The organism is Nitratireductor sp. ZSWI3 (assembly GCF_024655565.1).
Classification (GTDB): domain Bacteria; phylum Pseudomonadota; class Alphaproteobacteria; order Rhizobiales; family Rhizobiaceae; genus Nitratireductor.
Genome location: NZ_JANKOF010000021.1, coordinates 26,456 through 48,232 on the forward strand (window position 1 = coordinate 26,456; position 21,777 = coordinate 48,232).

Consider the following 21,777-nt stretch of genomic DNA (forward strand, 5'->3'; position numbering starts at 1 on the left):
GCGCGACCTCTGCTCGCCGTTGTTGCAGAAGCATCGGATACGTAAGTTCCACCGTTACTTGGTGCCGTACATACGGTCGCCGGCGTCGCCCAGGCCCGGGACGATATAGCCCTTCTCGTTGAGCTTTTCGTCGATCGAGGCGGTGAAGACAGGCACGTCGGGATGGGCGGCGCGAAAGCGCTCGACGCCCTCGGGCGCAGCCAGCAGGCAGAGGAAGCGCAAATTGGTGGCGCCCTTCTCCTTCAGCTTGTCGACGGCGGCGATGGCCGAATTGGCCGTCGCCAGCATCGGGTCGACGACGATGACCAGACGGTTGGCAAGGTCGCTCGGCGCCTTGAAGAAATACTCCACCGCCTGCAGCGTCTCGTGGTCGCGATAAAGGCCGACATGGGCGACGCGCGCCGCCGGCACGAGATCCAGCATACCGTCAAGCAAACCGTTACCGGCACGCAGCACCGAAGCGAACACCAGCTTCTTGCCTTCCAGCGTCGGCGCATCGATGGTCTGCAGCGGCGTCTCGATCCGCCGCGTCGTCAGCTCCAGGTCGCGCGTGACCTCGTAGCACAGAAGCAGGGAGATCTCGCGCAGGAGCCGGCGGAACCCGGCCGTCGACGTTTCCTTGTCGCGCATGATGGTCAGTTTGTGCTGGACAAGCGGGTGGTCGACAACGGTGACGCCCTGCATGTGCTCTTCTCCGAAAGCTTCGTTCCTGCCGCCACTGTAACGCCTCGAGGACGTGCGGCATACCGTAAGGCTCAGTGAGCCACAGTTTTGTCATCCAGCGCGCGCAGCAGGAGCGCCCGCGTCGGCTCGTCCACGAAGGCGGCCTCGAGCGCCGTTCTGGTGATGAGCCGCAACGCACTCTCGTCGAGCGAGAAATGCGTGGCGGCAACGCCGTATTCGCGCGCCAGCGAGGTGTGGAAATGCGGCGGGTCGTCCGAATTGAGCGTCACCCGGCATCCAGCGGCCAGCAGCCGCGGGAACGGATGATGGGCAAAGTCGGGGAACACCTTCAGCACCACGTTGGAGACCGGGCACACCTCCAGCACCACGCCCTCGCCGGCGATCCTGCGCACCAGGTCCGGATTCTCGACGGCCCGCACCCCGTGGCCGATGCGCGACGGGCGGATGTGGTTGAGCGCCGCCTCGACGCTTTCCCAGCCCGCCAGTTCCCCGGCATGCACGGTGATGCCGAGCCCCGCGCCGCGGGCGATGTCGAAGGCGCGGGCATAGTCGCGCATGTTGCCGAAACGCTCCTCCCCGGCCATGCCGAAACCGCTCACCAGCGGGTGCCTGCAGGCGGCCGCGAAGCGGGCCGCGTCCTCCACCGCCGGGGCGCCGAAATGGCGGATCCCGACGACGATCATGCGCCCCTCGATGCCCGTCGCGGCGCGGGCTCGGGCGATCCCTTCTCCGAGGGCGTTGGTGTAGGCGGTGCGCGACAGGCCGGATCGCTCGGCGTGGTCCGGCGAGATAAAGACCTCCGAATAGACGGCTCCCTCGCGCGCCAGCCCGGTCAGGTATTCCTCCGCCAGGGCCACATAGTCCTCCTCGGTGCGGAACAGCCCCGCGGCAGCGTCGTAGGCGGCGAGGAAACTCGTGAAGTCGGACCAGAAATAGGCGCCGTCCCGGATGAAATGGGACGTATCGATACCGTATTTGCGGGCCTGCGCGACAACGAGGGCGGGTGAGGCGGCACCCTCGATGTGGCAGTGCAGCTCGGCTTTCGGAACCATGCGCGCTCCATCCTCACAAGACCGCCGGCGCGGCCGTTCATCGCGCTTTTGACAATAGCGCCCCGGCGGGCAATGGGCTATGGTCCCGGCGTTTTCGAAAGGGTAGCAATGTCGAACGAGCGCACCACGGCCGATGGCGGCATGGAGACCGCCTACGGTTTCCGCGAAGTCGGCCAGGGCGAGAAGCAGGGTCTGGTCAACACGGTGTTTCACCGGGTCGCCGAACGCTACGACGTCATGAACGACCTGATGTCGGGCGGCCTGCACCGGCTGTGGAAGGATGGGATGGTCTCCTGGCTCGCGCCGTCGAAGCGGCCGGGCTACCGGACCCTCGACGTGGCCGGCGGCACGGGCGACATCGCCTTCCGCATCGTCGACGCCTCGCGCGGGGCCGCGCACGTCACCGTTCTCGATATCAACGGATCGATGCTCGACGTCGGCCGTGTCCGTGCCGAGAAGAAGGGCATCGCCGACAAGCTGACCTTCGTCGAGGCGAATGCGGAGGAGCTGCCTTGCGAGGACGGCGCCTTCGATGCCTACACCATCGCCTTCGGCATCCGCAACGTGCCGGACATCGAGAAGGCGCTGAGCGAGGCCTTCCGCGTCCTGAAGCCCGGCGGACGCTTCCTGTGCCTCGAGTTCTCCGAGGTCGACACGCCGCTTCTCGACCGGGTGTACGAAGCCTGGTCCTTCCATGCCATCCCGCGCATCGGCAAGGCGGTCACCGGCGACGGCGAGCCGTATCGCTACCTGGTCGAATCGATCCGCAAGTTCCCCAATCAGGAGAATTTCGCCGCCATGATCCGCCGCGCCGGGTTCTCGCGCGTCACCTGGCGCAACTACTCCGGCGGCATCGCCACGCTGCACTCCGGCTGGAAGATCTGACGGCAAGGCGATGAGTGTGGTCGGCGCATATCTCCGCCTCACCCGTGCGGGCTGGATTCTGGTCCGCGAGGGCGTCGTTGCCGCGATGCCGGGCGACCAGCTCGAAGGCATGCCACGGCTCGGCTGGCGCATTGCGAAGCTCTTGTCGCGCCGCCGCTCCAAACGCCGCGACCGGCCGGAACGGCTCGCCCAGGCCGTCAACCGGCTGGGTCCGTCCTACGTCAAGCTCGGGCAGTTCCTGGCGACGCGCCCCGATGTGGTCGGGCACGATCTCGCCTACGATCTCGCCCGCCTGCAGGACCGCATGGACACGTTTCCCGACGCCCAGGCCCGCGCCGCCATCGAGGCATCGCTCGGCCAGCCGGTGGAGGCGCTCTACACCGAGTTCGACGGCCCCGTGGCCGCCGCCTCCATCGCCCAGGTGCACGAAGCGCGGGTGGCGACCGACAACGGCATCAAGCGCGTTGCGGTGAAGGTCATCCGGCCTGGTGTGCGCCGCCGCTTCAGCAACGATCTGGAAAGCTATTTCCTGGCGGCCCGCCTGCAGGAACGCTTCATGCCCTCGATGCGGCGCCTGAAACCCGTCAAGGTCGCCGAGACGCTGGCGCAGGTGACCAAGATCGAGATGGATCTGCGGCTCGAAGCGGCCGCCATCTCCGAACTGCACGAGAACACCAGGAACGATCCCGGCTTCCGGGTCCCCACGGTGGACTGGCAGCGCACCGGCCGCGACGTCGTCACCATGGAATGGGTCGACGGCACCAAGATGTCGAATGTCGAAGCGCTGCGTCATGCGGGGCACGATCTCGAAGCGCTGGCCCGGACGCTGATCCAGTCCTTCCTGCGCCACACGCTGCGCGACGGCTTCTTCCACGCCGACATGCATCCGGGCAACCTGTTCGTCGAGGGCGACGGCACGATCGTCGCCGTCGATTTCGGCATCACGGGGCGGATCGGCCGGAAGGAGCGGCATTTCCTGGCCGAGATTCTTTACGGCTTCATTACGCGTGACTTCCGGCGCGTCGCCGAGGTGCACTTCGAAGCGGGCTATGTTCCCGCCCATCACGACGTCGCCGCCTTCGCCCAGGCGCTGCGCGCCATCGGCGAGCCGATCCACGGCCAGTCGGCCGAGACCATCTCCATGGCCCGCCTGCTGACGCTGCTGTTCGAGGTCACCGAACTGTTCGACATGCAGACCCGGCCCGAGCTCCTGCTCCTGCAGAAGACGATGGTCGTGGTGGAAGGCGTCGCGCGCACGCTCGACCCGCACTTCAACATGTGGAAGGCGGCAGAGCCCGTCGTTTCCGACTGGATCGCCTCCAATCTGGGACCGCGCGGCATTCTGAGCGATGCGCGCGAGGGCGTCACGGCGCTCGTCGCGCTCGCCAGGCAGGCTCCCGACCTTGCCGCCCGCACCGAGCGGCTGTCGCGCGAGATCGATGCCATGGCGGCGAACGGCCTGCGCTTCGATGCCGAGACGGCGGAGGCCATCGGACGCGCCGAAGCGCGCCACACGCGCAGCGGCAGGCTGGCCCTTTGGGTCATCGCCTTAGCACTCGCAGCAATCGCCTGGCAGATCTCCTGACTGCCCTGAAAGCGCTGCCTGCGGCTCCTCGCCGGCGCCTGTCCACAAAGCATCCGCTAATTCGACAATTGCCGGAAACCTCTGCAGACTGCAATGACAGCATTGCTAGCAAAGGCAAGTCAAGGCGTTAGAATCTTTAGCATTTTTTGTTCTGGAGAACTTCGGTTTCAGCGTTGCCGTTAATGACAGCAATGAAGGCAGAGGCTATATATCTTGCGATTCCACAGCCGTGGAAATCGGGGCGCGTCATGGCGCCGGAAAGACATCGCCGTTCAAGAATTCGCCGCGTGAAAGCAATGCTGCCACCCCCAAATCCGCCCCTGACAGCAACGCCGTCATTGCTGTCAGACGCCTCGTTTGGAGAATCCGGGAGCGGCCCATGGCGACGCTGACGATCCGCAACGTCGACGAAAAAATCCGCAAGGCGTTGCGCAAGCGCGCCGCCGAAAACGACGTCTCGATGGAAGAAGAGGTCCGTCGGATTCTGGCGCGCAGCGTCACCCAGCCCGAGGAACCGTCACGCCAGGAGAAACGCAAGCGGCGCATGGAGGCGCTGCGCAAAATCTCCGCGAAGCCCACCGAGCCGTTCGACCTGAAAGCGGTCAGCGATGAGATCTGGAATGCCCGCACCCTCTGACACCGCCTTCGTCGTCGACACATCCGCCCTGATCGCGGTGCTGAACGACGAGCCCGACGCGGAACCTCTGCGCACGGCGCTTCTTTCCGCCGAAGCCATTCTCATCAGCCCGGCCACCATTTTCGAGGCCCATTACGTCGCCAAGCATCCGGCCCTCGTCGACGGGAACGCGCGCCTCAGCACCCTCCTCGTCGAACTCGCGCCCGAAACGGTAGACTTTGACGAGGAGCAACTGAGCGTTGCCCGTAACGCTTACGCAATCTACGGCCTGGGCACGGGCCATCCGGCCGCCCTCAACATCGGCGACTGTTTCGCTTACGCCCTCGCCAAGTCCCGTAACCTGCCGCTCCTTTTCAAGGGCGACGATTTCGTCCATACCGATATAGAACCAGCCTTGAAATCGGCTTGAAAGAACGGCGGCAATGTCGAAACAGAACCAGGCGCTCGACGCGATGCGCATCCTGCTCGTCATCGGCGGCGGGATCGCGGCCTATAAATGTCTCGACCTGATCCGCCGCCTGCGTGAGCGCGGAGCGGCCGTTCGCTGCGTCATGACGAAGGCCGCGCAGGAGTTCATCACGCCGCTCTCCGTCGGCGCCCTTTCGGCGGACCACGTCTTCACCGATCTGTTCGACAGGCAGGACGAGCACGACATCGGCCACATCCGCCTGTCGCGCGAGGCCGACCTCGTCGTCGTCGCGCCGGCCACCGCCGACCTGATGGCCAAGCTCGCCACCGGCCAGGCCAACGACCTCGCCTCCACCGTGCTGCTCGCCACCGACAAGCCGGTGCTGATGGCGCCGGCCATGAACCCGCGCATGTGGGAGCACGCGGCGACACGGCGCAACCTCGCCACGCTGCAGAAGGACGGCGTCCACATCGTCGGACCCGGCAGGGGCGAGATGGCGGAAAGCGGCGAGGCGGGCGAAGGCCGCATGGCCGAGCCACTCGAGATCGTCGCGGCGATCGAAGACCTTGTCGGCGGCGGAGCCAAACCGCTCGCCGGCCGCCGGATCGTCATCACTTCCGGGCCCACCCACGAGCCCATCGATCCCGTCCGCTACATCGCCAACCGCTCATCGGGCAAACAGGGGCACGCGCTGGCCGCGGCGCTCGCCCGCCTGGGCGCCGACGTTCAGCTCGTCTCCGGTCCGGTCGCGATCCCCGATCCCGCGGGCGTCGCCGTCACCCATGTCGAGAGCGCCCGACAGATGCGCGATGCGGTCGAGGCGCTGCTGCCGGCCGATGCCGGCATCTTCGTCGCCGCCGTCGCCGATTGGCGCCCGCAGAGCGAGACCGACCAGAAGATCAAGAAAAAGAAGGGCGAGGCCGCCCCCACGCTGGCGCTCGCCGAGAATCCCGACATCCTCGCCGGCGTCGGCCATCACGAAAAGCGGCCGGCGCTCGTCATTGGCTTTGCGGCGGAAACGCAGAACGTCGTCGAGAATGCCCGCGCCAAGCTCGACAAGAAGGGCGCCGACATCATCGTCGCCAACGACGTCTCGCACGACAGCGGCGTCGGCCCCGCCGGCGTCATGGGCGGGGCGCGCAACCGCGTCATCATCGTCGACCGCGACGGCGAGCAGAGCTGGCCCGAGCTCAGCAAGGAAGACGTCGCCGAACGTCTCGCCGCGCTCGTCGCCAAACGACTCGGACCGAAACCGGCAAAATGAACCCGATACCCGTTCTGGAAACCGAGCGCCTCATCCTGCGCGCACACGAGATTGCCGATCTCGACGCCTTCGCCATGCTGTGGTCGGACCCGCAGGTGACACGGTTCACCTCCGGCGCGCCGCTGTCGCGCGAGGATGCATGGCGCAGGCTCGCCATGCATAGCGGCATGTGGTCGTTGATGGGCTTCGGCTATTTCGCGACCATCGAGAAGGACACCGGCGCATTCCTCGGCAGTGTCGGCGTGCAGGAGTGCCGCCGCGCCATCACGCCGTCGATCGAAGGCACGATGGAGGCGGGCTGGGTGCTCGCTCCCCAGGCGCATGGCCGGGGCTTTGCCCGCGAAGCGATGACGGCGGCTCTCGCCTGGTGCGCCAGGGCCCACCCGTCTCTCTCCGTCTCCTGCATCATCAACGTGGAAAACGACGCCTCGCTCAGGCTCGCCGCCCGTCTCGGCTTCCGCGAGCTGGCGCGCACCATGTATAAGGACGAGCCGACTATCGTCTTCCGATACGGCTGATCCCGCATCCTATTGTCTCCAAAACGTGAACACCGTGTCGCTGCCCGCGTGGGTGCGCCGGGCAGCGGATGCGCCTATCTTTGCGGCAAGCAACCGATGGAGGATTCCATGTCCATTCGTCCCGTAAAGCATATCTCCGAGGCGCAGCCGACCATGGAGGGCGCCGGCGTGCGGCTCGACCGCGCCTTCGGCTTCGGCGATCCGAAACTCGCCGACCCCTTCCTGCTGTTCGACGATTTCCGCAACGACCGGCCGGAAAACTACAAGGCCGGCTTTCCCTGGCATCCGCACCGCGGCATCGAGACCATCACCTATGTGCTGGCAGGGTCCGTCGACCATGCCGACAGCCTCGGCAATGCCGGCTCGCTGGGTGCCGGCGACGTGCAGTGGATGACGGCGGGCAGCGGCATCCTGCATCAGGAGATGCCGCAGGGTGATCCGCACGGCCGCATGCACGGCTTCCAGCTCTGGGCCAACCTGCCGTCAGACCGCAAGATGACGACACCGCGCTACCAGGACGTGAAGGCGGGCGACATCCCGGAGGTCATCGATGACGACGGCACGCGGGTGCGCGTCGTGGTCGGCGAGTTCTGGGGCAAGCGCGGTCCGGTCGACGGCATCGCGGCCGATCCGCAATATCTCGACATCTGGGTTCCGCCCGGCAAGCGCAAGGTGCTGCCCGTCGATACCTACCGCAGTGCCTTCGCTTATATCTTCGAAGGGTCCGGCACCTTCCGCGACGCCTCCAGGCCGTTCGGCGTCCTCCTGGAAAAGGAGGTGGACGGACAGGAGGTGCATCTGCGCGATCTTTCCGGCGACCGCACGCTGGTGGTGTTCGACACCGGCGACGAGGTCGTGGTGCAGGCCGGCGAACGCGGCATCCGCTTCCTGCTCGTCTCCGGCCGGCCGATCCAGGAACCTGTCGCCTGGCATGGTCCGATCGTCATGAACACACGCGAGGAGCTGATCCAGGCGTTCTCCGAGTTGAACGCCGGCACCTTCATCCGCGAGAAGGCGTCCCGGTAACGGGATTCCCGGGGCGGCGCGGCGCGCCGCCCGTCAGCATTCTATCCTCACCATGATTGGGTCTTGCCGTCCACCAGATGGATGATGGCGGCAGGGTTCGAGATCCAGAAGCCGTCGAAGCTTTCGCCCAGCGGCTCGATGGCGTCGCAGCGGGCGATTCCCGCTTCACGCAGATGCTTCGCGGCAGCGGCGGTGTCGTCGGTGACGATCTCCAGCCACAGCTCCGCCTGGCTCATCCCCGGCGCGCGATCGATCCAGAGCTGGTTGGCGCCGAAGCGGAAACCAACCGAGGGAAGCAGTTCCTCGATCGGCTCGAGGCCGAGCACATCGCGATAGAACTGCACCGTCGCCTCATACTGGTGGGCGGGCACCTTCATGGCGATGTTGCGGCCGCCGGAAAAACCGGGCCGGGCGGACGCTTCGTCCATTCTGCCATCACCCAGCACCTTGTCCAGATGCTCCAGCACCAGCGGCCAGGCGGCCTCGTGCTGCCTGGCCGAAGCCTCGTCGGCAAAACCTTTATGCGTGAGCTGCAGCCGGGCGCCCTTGCCGCGCGGCGTCAGCTCGACGGTAACGATCGTCTCCGCACCCTCCGTGCCGCCCCGGCCGGTCACCCAGGAGAGTTCGATCAGCCGGTCCGGTTCGAGCCGCAGGAAGCGGCCGTAATGCGGGTGCCGCGTCGCGGGCCTGCTTTCGTCCATTTGGAAAACGGTCTCGAAGAAAAACGGGGTGCCGACGCGCGGCTGCATCGCCAGCGTGCCGGGCGCTGCGAACCAGCGGTCGAACTGCTCCGTCCAGGCGCGATAGAGTGCCGAGGGCGGTGCCTTCATGACTCGCGAAATCTCGAGCCGGTGGGGACGTCCGGAGACGTCGGGAAGAACTCCAATGTTCATCCACTTGTCCTCTCTTGCCTCATCCTGCCGCTCCTGGTGTCCTGCCCCAGCCAAACTGATCAGTCTGGTTGGGATAAGCGGGTCACTAAGATATTGATCTGGTGGGTAATTTTTCCCGACAGATGGTACCCATCTGTCGGGATCGCACCACCAGCATCAGTCGGCGCGGTAGCGTTTCCGATATTCCTGCTCCAGGGCCTCGATGCGCGACCAGAAGGCCGGTGTCTCGCCGCCTTCCAGGACCGCCCGCAGCACGCCCAGATGCGCGTGCCAGCCGCCGGAGACATTGGCCATCTCGCCACGGTCGGCGAGCCGCGTGTGCGTCACGACCAGGAGCACCTTTTCGCCTTCCGGAAAGAGCTCGAACTGCACCTGGCTCTCCGTGCCGTCGCCGGGCCAGCTCATGGCCAGCAGCCGCGGCGGGTCGCATTCGATGATGCGTCCCTGCGAGACAAAGCCTTCTTCGTTCATGCTCCGATACTGCTCCGGCGGTTCCTCGTCGGTGAATTCGGAATGCCGGAAGACGAGCGTCGCGGCGCCGCCCGGCTTCAGCTCCATCTCGCCGCCGGCCAGCCATTGGCGGCGCTTGTCGGCCTCGGTCAGATAGGCCCACACCCGTTCCGCCGGCCCCGGCAGAAGGCGCTCGAAGCGCACCGTGTCGGGTGCGGTCGCGATACCAAAACCATTCGGATCAACCTGTCTCATCACTGCCTCCAGGGCGTTCGAGAAATATTTGCGACGGTGCGATCAATCGTCCGCGGCACGCCGGTCTTCCGCCACCAGCAGCGCTTCCAGCCGGTCGAGCCGGCCGGCCCAGAACCGTTCATAGTGGCGGAACCAGGCCTGGGCCTCGGCAAGCCTTGTAGCTTCGAGCTGGCAATAGTGGATCCGGCCGGCCACGCGCCGGCGCACCAGACCCGCCGTTTCGAGCACCTTCACATGCTTGGACGCACCGGCCAGCGACATGTCGAAGGGCTGCGCCAGTTCGCTGACGCTCCGCTCGCCGTCGGCGAGCCGATGCAGCATGGCACGCCGTGTCGGATCGGCCAGGGCGTGAAACACCGCATCGAGATGGGATGATCTATATTCAACCATATGGTTGAGTTAACGTCGTCCGCCTTAAATGTCAACCGATCGGTTGAGTATTTGTCGACGGAACGCGTTCCGAAGCACCTATTGGCTGGCCGCGCAGGAGACCGGGTCGGCATCCTCGCCCTTCATCATGTCGTAGAGATCGGCGGTGTCGCCCTTGGTCCACCAGACATATTGGCCGCCGGCATATTTGGCGCCGGAGGCGGCGAGCACATTGGCCATCACCAGCGTCTGCTCGCCGAAACGCAGCACGGCAAGCGCATTGCTGCCCGCATTGTAATAGGTGGCGGCAATCTCGCTGTCCGCGCAGCGATAGGCCACCTCGGTCCTTTCCAGCGTGCCCGGCAGATCGATCGCGACGGTCTCGGCATTCGCGGCCGGCACGGCGGCGAACACGGCAACGAGGGCAATGGCGAAATGGCGCATGAATGCCTCCTGATTCGCTTCCCCCAGCGGACAGGTTTGCCATGCAGCGTGTCGATTTCAAGACCGATGCCAAAATGCAGCAAACCCCGGGAGGCATCGCCTTCCGGGGCTTATATCGACGGAGTGGGTTTTGGTCGATCTGGCCGGCGGTCTCAGGCGGCGGGCTGCTTGGTCTTGCGCAGATACGGCAGGATCGTTTCGAACGAGCCGAAACGCTTGATCGCGTCCTCGTTCGATACGGCGGCCGTGATGATCACATCCTCGCCCTGCTGCCAGTTGGCGGGGGTCGCCACCTGGTGCCTGGCGGTGAGCTGGATCGAATCGATGGCGCGCAGGATCTCCGCGAAATTGCGCCCGGTGGTCATCGGATAGGTGAGCACCAGCTTGATCTTCTTGTCCGGGCCGATCACGTAGACCGAGCGGACGGTCTGGTTGTCGGCCGGCGTGCGGCCCTGCGAGGAGTCGCCCGCATCGGCCGGCAGCATGTCGTAGAGCTTGGCGACCTTCAGGTCCTTGTCGCCGATCATCGGGTAATCGACGTCGAAGCCGGTTGCCTTCTGAATGTCGGCCTTCCAGCGCACATGGTCCTCCACCGGATCGACCGAGATGCCGATGATCTTGGTGTTGCGCTTCGTGAACTCGTCCTCCAGACCCGCCATGGTGCCGAGCTCCGTCGTGCAGACGGGCGTGAAGTCCTTCGGGTGGCTGAACAGCACCGCCCAACCGTCGCCGATCCAGTCATGAAAGCTGAGTGTGCCCTGGGTGGTCTCGGCCGTAAAATCCGGTGCCGTGTCGTTGATACGAAGACTCATCGTTCTCTCCTCCTGGATGAGATGAAACGCGACTATTGGAATCCTGCCTGACAGCTTATCAAGCTAAGCACGCTCCGTTGAGCCTCTTCCAGGATCAAATTGACGCGGCTTGCGGCTATCTCATTCCGAAAAACCGGACCTGTCGAGAAAAATTTTCCCGGTTCTCGGCCACGACGCCAGCTCAAGCCGCCTTGCGCGTCTGGTAATCCTTCACAGCGGCGAACTTCACTGCCTTCCAGCGATCCGCCTCGTAATTGAGTCCGAACTCGTGCGGCGCCAGGAACACCGGGTCGTCGTCCAGGTCGCGGGCGATGTCGCCCCGATGGGCGCCGATGAAGCGATCCACCTCGCCCCTCTCGTCCGAGGAGATCCAGCGGCAAACGGAGAAGCGCGCCATCTCGAAATCGACCGGCAACGCGTATTCGATCTTCAGCCGCTCCTTCAGCACGTCGAGCTGCAGCGCACCGACCACGCCGACGATTGCCGGCGAGCCGTCCTCCGGCAGGAAGAGCTGCACCACGCCCTCCTCCGCCATCTGCTGCAGCGCCTCGCGCAGCTTCTTGGCCTTCATCGCGTCGCCCAGGCGCACACGGCGCAGGATCTCCGGCGCGAAGTTCGGCACGCCGCGGAAGATCAGATCCTCCCCCTCGGTCAGCGTGTCGCCGATCCGGAGCGTGCCGTGGTTGGGAATGCCCACCACGTCGCCGGCAAAGGCCTCGTCGGCGGTGATGCGGTTCTTGGCGAAGAAGAATTGCGGCGCCGAAAGGCTGATCGGCTTGCCGGTGCGCACCAGCTTGGCCTTCATGCCGCGCTCCAGCCGCCCCGAGCACACGCGCACGAAGGCGATGCGGTCGCGATGGTTGGGGTCCATGTTGGCCTGGATCTTGAAGACGAAGGAGGTCATCCTGTCCTCCGTCGCCTCGATGCGGCGCGAATCCGCATCCTGGGCGCGCGGCGCGGGGCCGACGGCACCGAGCGCCTCGATCAGATCGCGCACGCCGAAATTCCTCAGGGCCGAGCCGAAATACACCGGCGTCAGATGGCCCTCCCGGAAGGCCGTCAGGTCGAAGGGACGGCAGGCCTCCTTGGCCAGCACCATCTCCTCGATCAGCGCCTCGCGCTCGTGCTCGGGCAGGAGCCCGGCGATGGCCTCCGCCTCCGGCCCGTTGACGGCGATCGGTTCCCTGTCGTCGTCGGAGCGGCGGAAGGTGTTGTTGGCCAGGTGATAGGTGCCGGAAAAGCTCTTGCCGCGACCGATCGGCCAGGTCACCGGTGCCGTGTCGAGCGCCAGCTTCTGCTCGATCTCGTCGAGGATCTCGAACGGATCGCGGCTCTCGCGGTCGAGCTTGTTGACGAAGGTGACGATCGGGATGTCGCGCAGCCGGCACACCTCGAACAGCTTCAGCGTGCGCGGCTCGATGCCCTTGGCGGCGTCGATCACCATGATGGCGCTGTCGACCGCCGTCAGCGTGCGGTAGGTGTCGTCGGCGAAGTCCTCGTGACCGGGCGTGTCGAGCAGGTTGAAGACATGGTCGCCATACTCGAAGGTCATCACCGAGGTGACCACCGAAATGCCGCGCTCGCGCTCGATGTTCATCCAGTCCGAGCGCGTCTGCACGCGGTTCTTCTTCGCCTTCACCTCGCCGGCGAGCTGAATCGCGCCGCCGAACAGCAGCAGCTTTTCCGTCAGTGTCGTCTTGCCCGCGTCGGGGTGCGAGATGATCGCGAAAGTGCGGCGTCGCGCCACCGCGTCGGCGAGTTTCTCGGCCATGTGTTGAGATCCCTTTGACGGCGGCGCTCTTAGCAGTCATCGCCGTCGCTGTCGAACGAAAATCCGTTCGCATATAGGCGCCCGCCAGTGAGGTTTCCAGCAGCGCGCCCCTTGACTCTATCATTAGCACATATTAATCATTAGTTATGACTTATGATTATCCGCAATTCACGACGCTGGCCGATCCCACCCGGCGGGCCGTGTTCGAACTGGTGGCGGAGCGGCCCCGCTCGGTGGCGGAGATCACCCGCGCCCTGACGGTGACCCAGTCGGCCGTCTCGCAGCATTTGAAGGTGTTGCGGGAAGCACAGCTCGTCCGCGCCGTGCCAAAGGGGGCCAGCAATATCTACCACATCGATCCCGACGGGCTGGAGCGCCTGCGCGCGGAGCTCGACCGGTTCTGGGGCAAGACCCTGACGGCCTACAAGGCGGCCGTCGAAAACACACCGAAGGAGGAACCGCAATGAACACGCATGCAGCAGCCACATCGGTGAAGCAGTCGATCGTGGTCGAAGCGCCGATCGCCCGCGCCTTCGAGGTTTTCGTCAAGGATTTCGGCCGTTTCAAGCCTGCCGAGCACAACCTGCTCGGCGTCGCGATCGCCGAGACGGTGTTCGAGCCGCAGGTCGGCGGCCATATCTACGACCGCGGCATCGACGGGAGCCTGTGCCGCTGGGCGCGTGTGCTCGCCTACGAGCCGCCCAATCGCCTGCTCATGAGCTGGGACATCAGCCCGCGATGGCAGATCGAGACGAACCTCGGCAGGACCAGCGAATGGGAAGTGCGGTTCACCGCCGAGACGGCGAGCCGCACCCGCGTCGAAATCGAGCACCGGCATCTGGAGCGCCACGGCCAGGGCTGGGAGGGCGTGCGCGACGGCGTCGGCGGGGAGGAGGGCTGGCCGCTCTACTTGCAGCGCTTCGCCGACCTGTTCGCGCGGCCGACGGGTCGATGAAAGACGTTGAAAAGCGGCAGCGGCAACGCGCGGTGAATTGACCTCTGCGACATCCGGCTGCAGATAGGGGACATGGTGAATTCTGCTGCCCCCCTGCCCGTGATCGGAACGACCGTCGGCGTCGTGCGCCTGCCGCATGGCGAGGGGTTGCCGCTGCCCGCCTATGAGACGCGTGGTGCCGCGGGCATGGACCTGCGCGCCGCCGTCCCCGAGGACCGCCGCATCGTTCTCCTGCCCGGCCGCCGTGTGCTGGTGCCGACGGGCTTCACGCTGGAGATCCCCGACGGCTTCGAAGGCCAGGTCCGGCCGCGCTCCGGCCTTGCCCTCAAGCACGGCATCACCTGCCTCAATGCGCCGGGCACCATCGATTCCGATTATCGCGGCGAGGTGCAGGTGCTGCTCGTCAATCTTGGTGAAGACGATTTCGCCATCACGCGGGGCCTGCGCATCGCCCAGCTCCTCATCGCCCCGGTCTGCCGCGCGGCGGTGGAGGAGCGCACCCATGCGGGCGAGACGGCGCGCGGCACCGGCGGTTTCGGCTCGACCGGCATCGCCTGAGCCGGCGCTCCGCTTCCCCAAGCCTCGGACTTTCGTGGGAGACGGCAGCACGCCTGCCGCTAGATCGCGATGATCTTGGATTGAATCAATCCAAGATCATAAACGCGATCGATTCCAAAAAATTAGAGCGGGATGCGGGCGGAAAACCGCTTCACACTTTTCCTCATCCCGCTCTAGGTCATCCGTTGCGACCTGCCCGCAAAGCTGATTTTCTGCATTGAAATCGGCCGCAAGGCCCTTTATTCGCCGCTTTCCTGTTGGCAAGGGCGCGCTGTGGTCTACAGTCCCCCATGGCTTGGGCCCGCGGGCTTGCCAGCAACGTTCGATACTGGAGGAGACACGATGTTTCACGGAAGCAGGAAACTGATTGCAGCCGGCGCGGTGGCACTGTCGCTCGGCCTGGCGCCGGCCGGCGCCACGGCTCAGGAGTTCATCAACGTTCTGACCGGCGGCACGTCCGGCGTCTATTACCCGCTCGGCGCGCAGCTCGCCAAGATCTATGGCGAGAAGATCGAGGGCGCCCGCACCCAGGTGCAGTCCACCAAGGCCTCGGTCGAGAACCTGAACCTCTTGCAGCAGGGCAAGGGCGAGATCGGCTTCGCGCTCGGCGATTCGGTCAAGTCGGCCTGGGAAGGCGACACCGAGGCCGGCTTCAACGCCAAGCTCGACAAGCTGCGCGGCATCGCCGCCATCTATCCGAACTACATCCAGATCGTCGCCTCGAAGGAGTCCGGCATCAAGGACTTCGCCGATCTCAAGGGCAAGGGACTGTCGGTCGGCGCGCCGAAATCCGGCACCGAACTCAACGCCCGGCGCATCTTCGAAGCGATGGACATGAGCTACGACGACCTCGGCCAGACCGAATATCTGCCCTTCGGCGAATCGGTCGAGCTGATCAAGAACCGCCAGCTCGACGCCACGCTGCAGTCGGCCGGCCTCGGCGTCGCCTCGATCAAGGATCTGGCGCTGTCGCTGCCGGTCACCGTCGTGTCGGTGCCGGAGACCGTTGCCGAGAAGCTCGGCGCGCCCTTCCTGTCGGCCACCATTCCCGCCGGCACCTATGAAGGCCAGACCGAGGACGTGCCGACGCTCGCCATCACCAACATCCTCGTCACCCATTCCGACGTGTCGGACGAGATGGCCTACGATATGACCAAGCAGCTCTTCGAGAACCTGCCCGACATGGTGGCCGCGCATGCCGCCGCCAAGGCGATCTCGCCCGAGAACGGACCCAAGGGCCTGCCGCTGCCGCTGCATCCCGGCGCCGAGCGCTACTACAAGGAAAAGGGCCTCCTCTAAGGCCTGAGCCCATGCCCCGCTCAGCCATGTCGCCGGGCGGGGTTCTTTTTCCTTGCTTCACCGGAGCGATTCCGCAGAAATCGGAATCGCCCCGGTGAAGCGGCAGAACAACTTCGCCGCCGGCTTCCCGGCCCCGCGGCGGGAACCGACGGCCGCAAAGGCCTCGATCCGGGAATGCGGAGCACATCGATGACGAACGCGCAGCAAGGTCCGGCCGTCGGCCAGGCCACGCCAGACCTCTTAGAATCGGCCCATGGGGAATTCGGCACGGATCGCATCGGCCGCTTCCTCTTCTGGGTCGCCGTCATTTTCTCGCTGTATCAGATCGCCACCGCGGCGCATGTGCTCAACCTGCCGAGCCAGGTGCTGCGCGCCTTCCATGTCGGCTTCCTGATGCTGCTCGTGTTTCCCCTCGTGGCGCAGGCGCGCGACAAGGGGCCGGTCCTCAAGGCGCTGGCCTGGGCCTTCGCGCTGGCCGGCGTCGCCGTTGCGCTCTACCAGTATGTCGAATACAAGCCGCTGCTGTTACGGGCCGGAGATCCGCTGCCGCTCGACATCGCCTTCGGCGTCGTCGCGCTTCTCACCGTGTTCGCCGCCGCCTATGTGCTGATGGGGCCGGCGCTGCCCATCATCTCCGGCGCCTTCCTCGCCTACAGCCTGTTCGGAGAATATCTGCCCGCCCCGCTCAACCATCGCGGCTATGATTTCTCGCAGGTCATCGACCACATGGCCTACGGCACCGAGGGCATCTACGGCATCCCGATCTACGTCTCGGCCACCTACATCTTCCTGTTCATCCTGTTCGGCTCGTTCCTCGAGCGCGCCGGCATGATCCGGCTCTTCACCGACGTGTCGCTCGGCCTCGTCGGGCACGCGCGCGGCGGGGCGGCCAAGGTGTCGGTCATCTCGTCGGGGCTGATGGGAACGATCTCCGGCTCGGGTGTCGCCAATGTCGTCACCACCGGCCAGTTCACCATTCCCCTGATGAAGCGCTTCGGCTATCGCGCCGCCTTTGCCGGTGGCGTCGAATCGACCGCGTCCATGGGCGGGCAGATCATGCCGCCGGTCATGGGTGCCGTCGCCTTCATCATGGCCGAGACGCTGGGCATCGAATATTACGAAGTGGTCAAGGCGGCCATCATCCCGGCCGTGCTCTACTTCACCTCCGCCTTCTGGATGGTGCATCTGGAAGCCGGCAAATTCCAGCTCTACGGCCTGCCCCGCTCGGAGCTGCCCTCGGCTCGCCGGGCGCTGCAGAAGGGCTGGTACCTGATCCTGCCGCTGGCCGTGCTCGTCTACCTGCTCTTTTCCGGCTACACGCCGCTGTTTGCCGGCACGATCGGCCTGTCGCTCACGGTGCTCCTGATCCTCGGCGGCTCGGTGGCGCTCGGCCTGCCCTCGCAGGTGCTGCGCATCCTGTTCTGGATCGGCCTCGGCCTCGTCGCCGCCAGCTTCTTCCGCTATGGCATCAACGCGATCCTCGCCGCCGCCGCCCTTCTCGTCGCCGCCAACATCTTCGTCGACGGCGGCCGCAAGACGCTTGCGATCTGCCGGGACTCGCTCGCCGAGGGCGCCAAGACGGCGCTGCCGGTGGGCGTCGCCTGCGCCGTGGTCGGCATCATCATCGGCACGATGACGCTGACCGGCGTCGCCAACACCTTCGGCCAGTTCATCGTCTCGGTGGGGCAGCAGAGCCTGTTCCTGTCGCTGGTGCTGACGATGATCACCTGCATCATCCTGGGCATGGGCATCCCGACCATCCCCAACTACATCATCACCTCGTCGATCGCCGGTCCGGCCCTGCTCGCCCTCGGCGTGCCGCTGATCGTCAGCCACATGTTCGTCTTCTATTTCGGCATCCTGGCGGACCTGACCCCGCCCGTGGCGCTGGCCTGCTTCGCTGCCGGACCGATCGCCAAGGAGAGCGGGCTGAAGATCTCCATGGAGGCGATCAAGGTGGCTGCGGCCGGCTTCGTCATTCCCTTCATGGCGGTCTATACGCCTGCCCTGATGCTGCAGGACGGCGGCCCGCTCGCCGAAAGCATCGGCTACTATCCGGCGGTCGCCTATATCGTCTTCAAGGCCGTGTTGGCGATCATGCTGTGGGGCGCCGCGGTGATCGGCTTCCTACGGGCGCGGCTGGCCGTCTGGGAGCGCCTGCTGGCGGCAGCCGCCGCCTTCACGCTGGTGGCCGCCCTGCCCGTCACCGACGAGGTGGGCTTCGCGCTTTCGGTGCTGTTCCTTGGCCTGCATTGGTACCGCACGCGCGGCATGGAGCCGCCGGCGGCGGCCGGGCGGACGCTCGAATGAGCCTCTGCGTCCTGGCGGGCGGCAAGGCGGCGACCATCGCCGCCACGCTGTTCACCCTGTCGTGGACGCATTCGGTGGAGAAGATCCGCTGGGAAGAGCACTGGCGTGTCACGCCCGCGGGGCTCGAAGTGCTCCAGGCCCGCGTGCAGGGCTCCGGCGCCGGCATGGAGCCGCCCCCGGAGGCGCGCTTCGACAATGGATGGTGGGTTTATGAGCCGGCTCTGCCGCCCTTGCCGGAGATCCGCCTTGCCGCCTCGGGAGCGACCGGCGAAAGCTGGCTCCTGTGCGCCGGCGGCCGCTGCATGACGCTCGGCGCCAGCGCCGGAGCGCCGGTGATCCTCAAGCCCTGCGGCTAGAGCGAGGCAATCTTGCCGTCGATGCCGCGTTTTTCGCAGGCCGGGCCGGGGCCGCGCATGTAATGGCGTTCGGGATGGTAACGCGGCGCGAGCAATCCGCGGATGACGTTGACGATACGCACTAACGGTCCGAGCAGTCCCATGGTCTTCGTCCAGCTTTGACGGCGCCTCCGTTGCCGTCGGTTTCACAACAATCGCATTCTAGGCTCGCGGAATGAATTCTCCGTGAACACCAGGTTAAATCAACCGGTGCCCCATGGCCGAAACATGAATGAATCCGGGCAAAGCTGCGGCAGATGATGCATTGCCGACGCCTGTTGCCAAAGTGCCACAGGTCGGTCGGTGCAGGGGGGGCCGACGGGGAGGACTGCGCGGCTCAGTCCCGCAGCATGAGCGCGAAGGACCGCCGGCCGGGCGGCGTGAAGCGGATGATGCGGCTGTCCTTCTCGCGGCGCACCCAGTTCAGCGCGACGAAGCGGTCGAGCAGGGCCGCGCCAAGACTGCCCGCCAGATGCGAGCGGCGCACGCTCCAATCGAGGCAGGCGCGGCAGATCGGCCTGCGCTTGCCACGCATGGCCGCAAGGTCGAGCCCGAAATCCTCGAAGAAGCCGCAGCCGCTTTCCGTCAGGGCGATCTCCGATCCGTTGACCGCCAGAAGCCCCCGCGCCGCAAAGGCGTCGAACATGGCGACGCCCATCTCGCCGGCCAGGTGGTCGTAGCAGATGCGCGCCTCGCGCATGGCGTTGTCGCGCGGGCCCGGCAGCACCTTTTTCGGCCCGAGCGTGGCCGCCACGCCCATGATGGATTCCAGCATGCCCGCCACCTGGTGGTCGGCCAGCGCGTAATAGCGGTGACGCCCCTGGCGCGCCATGCGCAGCAGGCCGCCGCCGGTCAGCTTCGACAGGTGCGCGCTCGCCGTCGGCAGCGTCACGCCGGCTTCCAGCGCCAATTCGCTGGCGGTCAGAGCCGCGCCGCCCATCAGCGCCGCCAGCATGTTGGCGCGCGCCGGATCACCGACGAGGCTTGCGATCTGCGCGAGGTCCGTTCCTGCTTTCATAGTTAGATGCTAACCGAACTATCAATGTCGAACAATCGCTATTCTGGGATCGTCGAAAGGAAGATCCCATGCCAAACCCGAGGCCAAACCCGAGGCCAAACCCGAGCCGCCCGACCGTGCTCCCGCACTCACGCAACGCCGCCTGGTTCGCCCTTCCAGGCATGCTGAAGGCGCTGTTCGGCCGTTTCCTCCTCGCCTCGCAGCGCTATCGCCAGCGCCGGCACCTGGCCGAGCTCGACGACCGCCTGCTCGCCGACATCGGCCTTGCCCGGCCGGATGTGGAGCGCGAATGCGCCAAGCCGTTCTGGCTGGTCTCGGCACCCTCCTCCGACTCCCCATGAAGGCGGAGAGACAAGAAGACTGAGCGGTCCCCCAAGGCCAGGATCCGCTAATTTTTCTCACCGATGTTTTTATGCCGATCGAAGCATGGCAGCATTCGAACCCCAAGGAGAATCCCATGAGCATCACCTGCTTCATTCGTTACGAGATCGATCCGTTCAAGCGCGACGCCTTCGAGCATTACGCGCGCGTCTGGGGCGAGGCTATCCCGCGCGCGGGAGCCGACCTCATCGGCTATTTCAGCCCGCACGAGGGCTCGGCCACCACCGCCTACGGCGTCTACACGATCGACAGCCTGGCAGCCTATGAAGCCTATCGCCAGCGCCTGGCAGCCAGCCCCGAGGGGCGCGAGAACTATGACTTCGCCAGGCGCGAGCGCTTCATCCTCAAGGAGGATCGCCTTTTCCTGAAGCTCGCCTCGGCACCCCATGCCGAACGGGTGCGGCCATGATCGCGGTCATCTTCGAGGTCGAGCCGGCGGCCGGAAAGCGCGACGCCTATCTGGGCATCGCCGCCGATCTGCGCCCGCTGCTCGCCGGGATCGACGGCTTCATCTCGATCGAGCGCTTCCAGAGCCTCAACGACCCAAACCGCATCCTGTCGCTGTCCTTCTGGCGCGACGAGGAAGCGGTGAAGGCCTGGCGCAACACACAAGAGCACCGTGCGGCGCAGCGCGCCGGGCGTGGCGGCATCTTCGCCGGCTATCGGCTGCGCATCGCCCATGTGGTGCGCGACTACGGCATGGACGAGCGCGCGCAGGCGCCGGCCGACAGCCGCGCCATGCATGGCGGCTGAGGCCGTCAGGCGTTGCCGATCAGCATGCCGGCGGCGAAGACCAGCGCACCGCCCAGCACCACCTGGAAGGTGGCGCGGCTCCACGGCGTCTCCATGTAGCGGTTCTGGATCCAGGCGATGGCCCACAGCTCGATGAAGACGACGACGAAGGCGATCGCCGTCGCCGTCCAGAAATGCGGGATCAGATACGGCAGCGCATGACCGAGACCGCCCAGCGCTGTCATCAGGCCCGTGGTGATGCCGCGCTTGATCGGCGAGCCGCGTCCCGAGATGACGCCGTCGTCGGAGGCGACCTCGGTGAAGCCCATGGAAATGCCGGCGCCGATGGAGGCGGCAAGACCCACCAGGAAGGTCTGCCAGGTGTCGCCGGTGGCGAAAGCCGCCGCGAAGATCGGCGCCAATGTGGAGACCGAGCCGTCCATCAGGCCGGCAAGGCCGGGCTGCACATAGGTGAGCACGAACTGCTTGTGCGCGGTGCTGTCCTCCTCGGCCCGCTCCTCGATGCCCAGATGCCTTTCGGAAAGGCGATGGGCGAGGGATTCATGGCTCTTCTCGGCGGCGGCAAGGTCGCCCAGCAGCTTGCGGGTGCCGGCGTCCTCGGTGCGCTTGGCGGCCTCGATGTAGAAGCGGTGCGCCTGCTCCTCCATCAGCTCGGCCTGCGCGCGCACCCTGTCGAGCCCGAGTGGACGCACCAGCCAGTCGGGCTTGCGCTCGTAATAGCCGCGCACATGCTCGCGGCGAATGAGCGGGATGCGGTCGCCGAAGCGGTCCTGGTGAACGGCGATCAGCGCGGCGCGGTGGCCGTCCTCCTCCTCCGCCATCTGGTCGAAGACGGCGGCCGAATGCGGAAAATCCTCGCGCAGCCCGTCGGCGTAGCTGCGATAGATGCGGGCGTCGTCCTCCTCGGACGAGATGGCAAGGGCCAGGATTTCCTGTTCGGTGAGCGAGGAGAAGGGGCGCCGGTGCGCGCCGAAGAAACGTGACAGCATGTGCGGCAATCCATAACTTAGAATTATTCTAAACTATGGATTGCCATGCGGTGCGTCAAGCCTTC

The 21,777-nt window shown here is 65.8% G+C and carries 27 protein-coding genes and 1 pseudogene; 16 read left to right on the top strand and 12 right to left on the bottom strand.

All coding sequences use genetic code 11. The features are described 5' to 3' along the window. Positions 1–54: 54 nt before the first annotated feature. A complete protein-coding gene (gene upp, locus NUU27_RS09255) occupies positions 55–684 on the bottom strand; it encodes a uracil phosphoribosyltransferase (protein ID WP_257761809.1) in 630 nt (209 codons plus the stop codon). Between the two features lie 71 nt (positions 685–755). After that, positions 756–1,736 carry an adenosine deaminase gene (locus NUU27_RS09260; RefSeq protein WP_257761811.1) on the bottom strand — a complete coding sequence of 327 codons (981 nt, stop codon included), beginning with the start codon at positions 1,734–1,736 and terminating at the stop codon, positions 756–758. 108 nt (positions 1,737–1,844) lie between these two features. On the opposite strand from NUU27_RS09260, the gene ubiE reads away from it, so the two are divergent. The 7 genes from ubiE (at position 1,845) to NUU27_RS09295 (ending at position 8,060) form a co-directional block, all read left to right on the top strand. After that, entirely contained in the window at positions 1,845–2,621 is a 777-nt protein-coding gene (gene ubiE, locus NUU27_RS09265; protein WP_257761812.1) for a bifunctional demethylmenaquinone methyltransferase/2-methoxy-6-polyprenyl-1,4-benzoquinol methylase UbiE, read from the top strand. 10 nt (positions 2,622–2,631) lie between these two features. Next, on the top strand, positions 2,632–4,206 hold the full coding sequence (gene ubiB / locus NUU27_RS09270; RefSeq protein WP_257761813.1) for a 2-polyprenylphenol 6-hydroxylase: 1,575 nt from the start codon (positions 2,632–2,634) through the stop codon (positions 4,204–4,206). 379 nt (positions 4,207–4,585) lie between these two features. Then, entirely contained in the window at positions 4,586–4,843 is a 258-nt protein-coding gene (locus tag NUU27_RS09275) for a plasmid stabilization protein (RefSeq protein ID WP_257761814.1), read from the top strand. Next, the gene (locus NUU27_RS09280; protein ID WP_257761815.1) at positions 4,827–5,252 is read left to right on the top strand and encodes a type II toxin-antitoxin system VapC family toxin; all 426 of its coding nucleotides are present in this window, start codon (positions 4,827–4,829) and stop codon (positions 5,250–5,252) included. The genes NUU27_RS09275 and NUU27_RS09280 overlap by 17 nt, the downstream gene beginning before the upstream one ends. A gap of 13 nt (positions 5,253–5,265) precedes the next feature. Next, positions 5,266–6,516 carry a bifunctional phosphopantothenoylcysteine decarboxylase/phosphopantothenate--cysteine ligase CoaBC gene (coaBC, locus tag NUU27_RS09285; protein ID WP_257761816.1) on the top strand — a complete coding sequence of 417 codons (1,251 nt, stop codon included), beginning with the start codon at positions 5,266–5,268 and terminating at the stop codon, positions 6,514–6,516. Next, positions 6,513–7,034 (top strand): GNAT family N-acetyltransferase, encoded by a 522-nt coding sequence (locus NUU27_RS09290; protein ID WP_257761817.1) that lies wholly within the window; start codon positions 6,513–6,515, stop codon positions 7,032–7,034. The genes coaBC and NUU27_RS09290 overlap by 4 nt, the downstream gene beginning before the upstream one ends. Before the next feature lie 108 nt (positions 7,035–7,142). Further along, entirely contained in the window at positions 7,143–8,060 is a 918-nt protein-coding gene (locus NUU27_RS09295; protein WP_257761818.1) for a pirin family protein, read from the top strand. Between the two features lie 47 nt (positions 8,061–8,107). Here NUU27_RS09295 and NUU27_RS09300 read toward each other — a convergent pair whose 3' ends face one another. From NUU27_RS09300 to NUU27_RS09330, 7 genes and pseudogenes are all read right to left on the bottom strand, one after another. Beyond that, a complete protein-coding gene (locus NUU27_RS09300) occupies positions 8,108–8,488 on the bottom strand; it encodes a VOC family protein (protein ID WP_257761849.1) in 381 nt (126 codons plus the stop codon). Between the two features lie 24 nt (positions 8,489–8,512). Continuing rightward, positions 8,513–8,953, bottom strand: a pseudogene (locus NUU27_RS09305) (SRPBCC domain-containing protein); the annotation flags it as partial. Between the two features lie 156 nt (positions 8,954–9,109). Next, positions 9,110–9,658: an SRPBCC family protein gene (locus NUU27_RS09310; RefSeq protein WP_257761819.1), complete on the bottom strand. Its 549-nt coding sequence runs from the start codon at positions 9,656–9,658 to the stop codon at positions 9,110–9,112. Between the two features lie 42 nt (positions 9,659–9,700). Continuing rightward, positions 9,701–10,048, bottom strand: coding sequence for a helix-turn-helix transcriptional regulator (locus NUU27_RS09315; protein WP_257761820.1), 348 nt, complete (start codon positions 10,046–10,048; stop codon positions 9,701–9,703). A 78-nt stretch (positions 10,049–10,126) separates the two neighbouring features. Next, on the bottom strand, positions 10,127–10,471 hold the full coding sequence (locus NUU27_RS09320; RefSeq protein ID WP_257761821.1) for an MliC family protein: 345 nt from the start codon (positions 10,469–10,471) through the stop codon (positions 10,127–10,129). Positions 10,472–10,623: 152 nt separating this feature from the next. Beyond that, positions 10,624–11,283: a peroxiredoxin gene (locus NUU27_RS09325; protein WP_257761822.1), complete on the bottom strand. Its 660-nt coding sequence runs from the start codon at positions 11,281–11,283 to the stop codon at positions 10,624–10,626. 181 nt (positions 11,284–11,464) lie between these two features. Beyond that, positions 11,465–13,054, bottom strand: a complete 1,590-nt coding sequence (locus NUU27_RS09330) for a peptide chain release factor 3 (RefSeq protein ID WP_257761823.1) — start codon at positions 13,052–13,054, stop codon at positions 11,465–11,467. A gap of 146 nt (positions 13,055–13,200) precedes the next feature. Between NUU27_RS09330 and NUU27_RS09335 the strand changes: the two genes are divergently transcribed. From NUU27_RS09335 to NUU27_RS09360, 6 genes are all read left to right on the top strand, one after another. After that, entirely contained in the window at positions 13,201–13,521 is a 321-nt protein-coding gene (locus NUU27_RS09335) for a helix-turn-helix transcriptional regulator (protein WP_257761824.1), read from the top strand. After that, positions 13,518–14,009, top strand: coding sequence for an SRPBCC family protein (locus tag NUU27_RS09340; protein ID WP_257761825.1), 492 nt, complete (start codon positions 13,518–13,520; stop codon positions 14,007–14,009). Before NUU27_RS09335 ends, NUU27_RS09340 begins: the two co-directional genes overlap by 4 nt. Before the next feature lie 72 nt (positions 14,010–14,081). Further along, entirely contained in the window at positions 14,082–14,567 is a 486-nt protein-coding gene (gene dut / locus NUU27_RS09345; protein WP_257761826.1) for a dUTP diphosphatase, read from the top strand. Between the two features lie 342 nt (positions 14,568–14,909). Continuing rightward, positions 14,910–15,866 (top strand): TAXI family TRAP transporter solute-binding subunit, encoded by a 957-nt coding sequence (locus NUU27_RS09350; RefSeq protein WP_257761827.1) that lies wholly within the window; start codon positions 14,910–14,912, stop codon positions 15,864–15,866. Positions 15,867–16,055: 189 nt separating this feature from the next. Next, entirely contained in the window at positions 16,056–18,176 is a 2,121-nt protein-coding gene (locus NUU27_RS09355; protein ID WP_257761828.1) for a TRAP transporter permease, read from the top strand. Beyond that, positions 18,173–18,532, top strand: a complete 360-nt coding sequence (locus NUU27_RS09360) for a DUF1850 domain-containing protein (protein WP_257761829.1) — start codon at positions 18,173–18,175, stop codon at positions 18,530–18,532. Before NUU27_RS09355 ends, NUU27_RS09360 begins: the two co-directional genes overlap by 4 nt. Here NUU27_RS09360 and NUU27_RS09365 read toward each other — a convergent pair. Both NUU27_RS09365 and NUU27_RS09370 read right to left on the bottom strand, forming a co-directional pair. Beyond that, positions 18,529–18,675, bottom strand: a complete 147-nt coding sequence (locus tag NUU27_RS09365; RefSeq protein ID WP_257761830.1) for a hypothetical protein — start codon at positions 18,673–18,675, stop codon at positions 18,529–18,531. The two genes, NUU27_RS09360 and NUU27_RS09365, sit on opposite strands and share 4 nt — an antisense overlap. Positions 18,676–18,908: 233 nt before the next feature. Then, positions 18,909–19,589 (bottom strand): helix-turn-helix transcriptional regulator, encoded by a 681-nt coding sequence (locus NUU27_RS09370; protein WP_257761831.1) that lies wholly within the window; start codon positions 19,587–19,589, stop codon positions 18,909–18,911. A gap of 68 nt (positions 19,590–19,657) precedes the next feature. Between NUU27_RS09370 and NUU27_RS09375 the strand changes: the two genes are divergently transcribed. From NUU27_RS09375 to NUU27_RS09385, 3 genes are all read left to right on the top strand, one after another. Beyond that, positions 19,658–19,930: a DUF1127 domain-containing protein gene (locus tag NUU27_RS09375; RefSeq protein WP_257761832.1), complete on the top strand. Its 273-nt coding sequence runs from the start codon at positions 19,658–19,660 to the stop codon at positions 19,928–19,930. Positions 19,931–20,046: 116 nt separating this feature from the next. Then, positions 20,047–20,379: an NIPSNAP family protein gene (locus NUU27_RS09380; RefSeq protein WP_257761833.1), complete on the top strand. Its 333-nt coding sequence runs from the start codon at positions 20,047–20,049 to the stop codon at positions 20,377–20,379. Beyond that, entirely contained in the window at positions 20,376–20,723 is a 348-nt protein-coding gene (locus NUU27_RS09385) for an antibiotic biosynthesis monooxygenase (RefSeq protein ID WP_257761834.1), read from the top strand. Before NUU27_RS09380 ends, NUU27_RS09385 begins: the two co-directional genes overlap by 4 nt. 5 nt (positions 20,724–20,728) lie before the next feature. Here NUU27_RS09385 and mbfA read toward each other — a convergent pair whose 3' ends face one another. Then, the gene (gene mbfA / locus NUU27_RS09390) at positions 20,729–21,712 is read right to left on the bottom strand and encodes an iron exporter MbfA (RefSeq protein ID WP_257761835.1); all 984 of its coding nucleotides are present in this window, start codon (positions 21,710–21,712) and stop codon (positions 20,729–20,731) included. Between the last annotated feature and the right edge of the window lie 65 nt (positions 21,713–21,777).

What these genes read in the sequence shown, in the direction of transcription:
- upp (WP_257761809.1), bottom strand. Translation starts at nt 684, where the DNA reads ATGCAGGGCGTCACCGTTGTCGACCACCCGCTTGTCCAGCACAAACTG.
- NUU27_RS09260 (WP_257761811.1), bottom strand. Translation starts at nt 1,736, where the DNA reads ATGGTTCCGAAAGCCGAGCTGCACTGCCACATCGAGGGTGCCGCCTCA.
- ubiE (WP_257761812.1), top strand. Translation starts at nt 1,845, where the DNA reads ATGTCGAACGAGCGCACCACGGCCGATGGCGGCATGGAGACCGCCTAC.
- ubiB (WP_257761813.1), top strand. Translation starts at nt 2,632, where the DNA reads ATGAGTGTGGTCGGCGCATATCTCCGCCTCACCCGTGCGGGCTGGATT.
- NUU27_RS09275 (WP_257761814.1), top strand. Translation starts at nt 4,586, where the DNA reads ATGGCGACGCTGACGATCCGCAACGTCGACGAAAAAATCCGCAAGGCG.
- NUU27_RS09280 (WP_257761815.1), top strand. Translation starts at nt 4,827, where the DNA reads ATGCCCGCACCCTCTGACACCGCCTTCGTCGTCGACACATCCGCCCTG.
- coaBC (WP_257761816.1), top strand. Translation starts at nt 5,266, where the DNA reads ATGTCGAAACAGAACCAGGCGCTCGACGCGATGCGCATCCTGCTCGTC.
- NUU27_RS09290 (WP_257761817.1), top strand. Translation starts at nt 6,513, where the DNA reads ATGAACCCGATACCCGTTCTGGAAACCGAGCGCCTCATCCTGCGCGCA.
- NUU27_RS09295 (WP_257761818.1), top strand. Translation starts at nt 7,143, where the DNA reads ATGTCCATTCGTCCCGTAAAGCATATCTCCGAGGCGCAGCCGACCATG.
- NUU27_RS09300 (WP_257761849.1), bottom strand. Translation starts at nt 8,488, where the DNA reads ATGGACGAAGCGTCCGCCCGGCCCGGTTTTTCCGGCGGCCGCAACATC.
- NUU27_RS09310 (WP_257761819.1), bottom strand. Translation starts at nt 9,658, where the DNA reads ATGAGACAGGTTGATCCGAATGGTTTTGGTATCGCGACCGCACCCGAC.
- NUU27_RS09315 (WP_257761820.1), bottom strand. Translation starts at nt 10,048, where the DNA reads ATGGTTGAATATAGATCATCCCATCTCGATGCGGTGTTTCACGCCCTG.
- NUU27_RS09320 (WP_257761821.1), bottom strand. Translation starts at nt 10,471, where the DNA reads ATGCGCCATTTCGCCATTGCCCTCGTTGCCGTGTTCGCCGCCGTGCCG.
- NUU27_RS09325 (WP_257761822.1), bottom strand. Translation starts at nt 11,283, where the DNA reads ATGAGTCTTCGTATCAACGACACGGCACCGGATTTTACGGCCGAGACC.
- NUU27_RS09330 (WP_257761823.1), bottom strand. Translation starts at nt 13,054, where the DNA reads ATGGCCGAGAAACTCGCCGACGCGGTGGCGCGACGCCGCACTTTCGCG.
- NUU27_RS09335 (WP_257761824.1), top strand. Translation starts at nt 13,201, where the DNA reads ATGACTTATGATTATCCGCAATTCACGACGCTGGCCGATCCCACCCGG.
- NUU27_RS09340 (WP_257761825.1), top strand. Translation starts at nt 13,518, where the DNA reads ATGAACACGCATGCAGCAGCCACATCGGTGAAGCAGTCGATCGTGGTC.
- dut (WP_257761826.1), top strand. Translation starts at nt 14,082, where the DNA reads ATGGTGAATTCTGCTGCCCCCCTGCCCGTGATCGGAACGACCGTCGGC.
- NUU27_RS09350 (WP_257761827.1), top strand. Translation starts at nt 14,910, where the DNA reads ATGTTTCACGGAAGCAGGAAACTGATTGCAGCCGGCGCGGTGGCACTG.
- NUU27_RS09355 (WP_257761828.1), top strand. Translation starts at nt 16,056, where the DNA reads ATGACGAACGCGCAGCAAGGTCCGGCCGTCGGCCAGGCCACGCCAGAC.
- NUU27_RS09360 (WP_257761829.1), top strand. Translation starts at nt 18,173, where the DNA reads ATGAGCCTCTGCGTCCTGGCGGGCGGCAAGGCGGCGACCATCGCCGCC.
- NUU27_RS09365 (WP_257761830.1), bottom strand. Translation starts at nt 18,675, where the DNA reads ATGGGACTGCTCGGACCGTTAGTGCGTATCGTCAACGTCATCCGCGGA.
- NUU27_RS09370 (WP_257761831.1), bottom strand. Translation starts at nt 19,589, where the DNA reads ATGAAAGCAGGAACGGACCTCGCGCAGATCGCAAGCCTCGTCGGTGAT.
- NUU27_RS09375 (WP_257761832.1), top strand. Translation starts at nt 19,658, where the DNA reads ATGCCAAACCCGAGGCCAAACCCGAGGCCAAACCCGAGCCGCCCGACC.
- NUU27_RS09380 (WP_257761833.1), top strand. Translation starts at nt 20,047, where the DNA reads ATGAGCATCACCTGCTTCATTCGTTACGAGATCGATCCGTTCAAGCGC.
- NUU27_RS09385 (WP_257761834.1), top strand. Translation starts at nt 20,376, where the DNA reads ATGATCGCGGTCATCTTCGAGGTCGAGCCGGCGGCCGGAAAGCGCGAC.
- mbfA (WP_257761835.1), bottom strand. Translation starts at nt 21,712, where the DNA reads ATGCTGTCACGTTTCTTCGGCGCGCACCGGCGCCCCTTCTCCTCGCTC.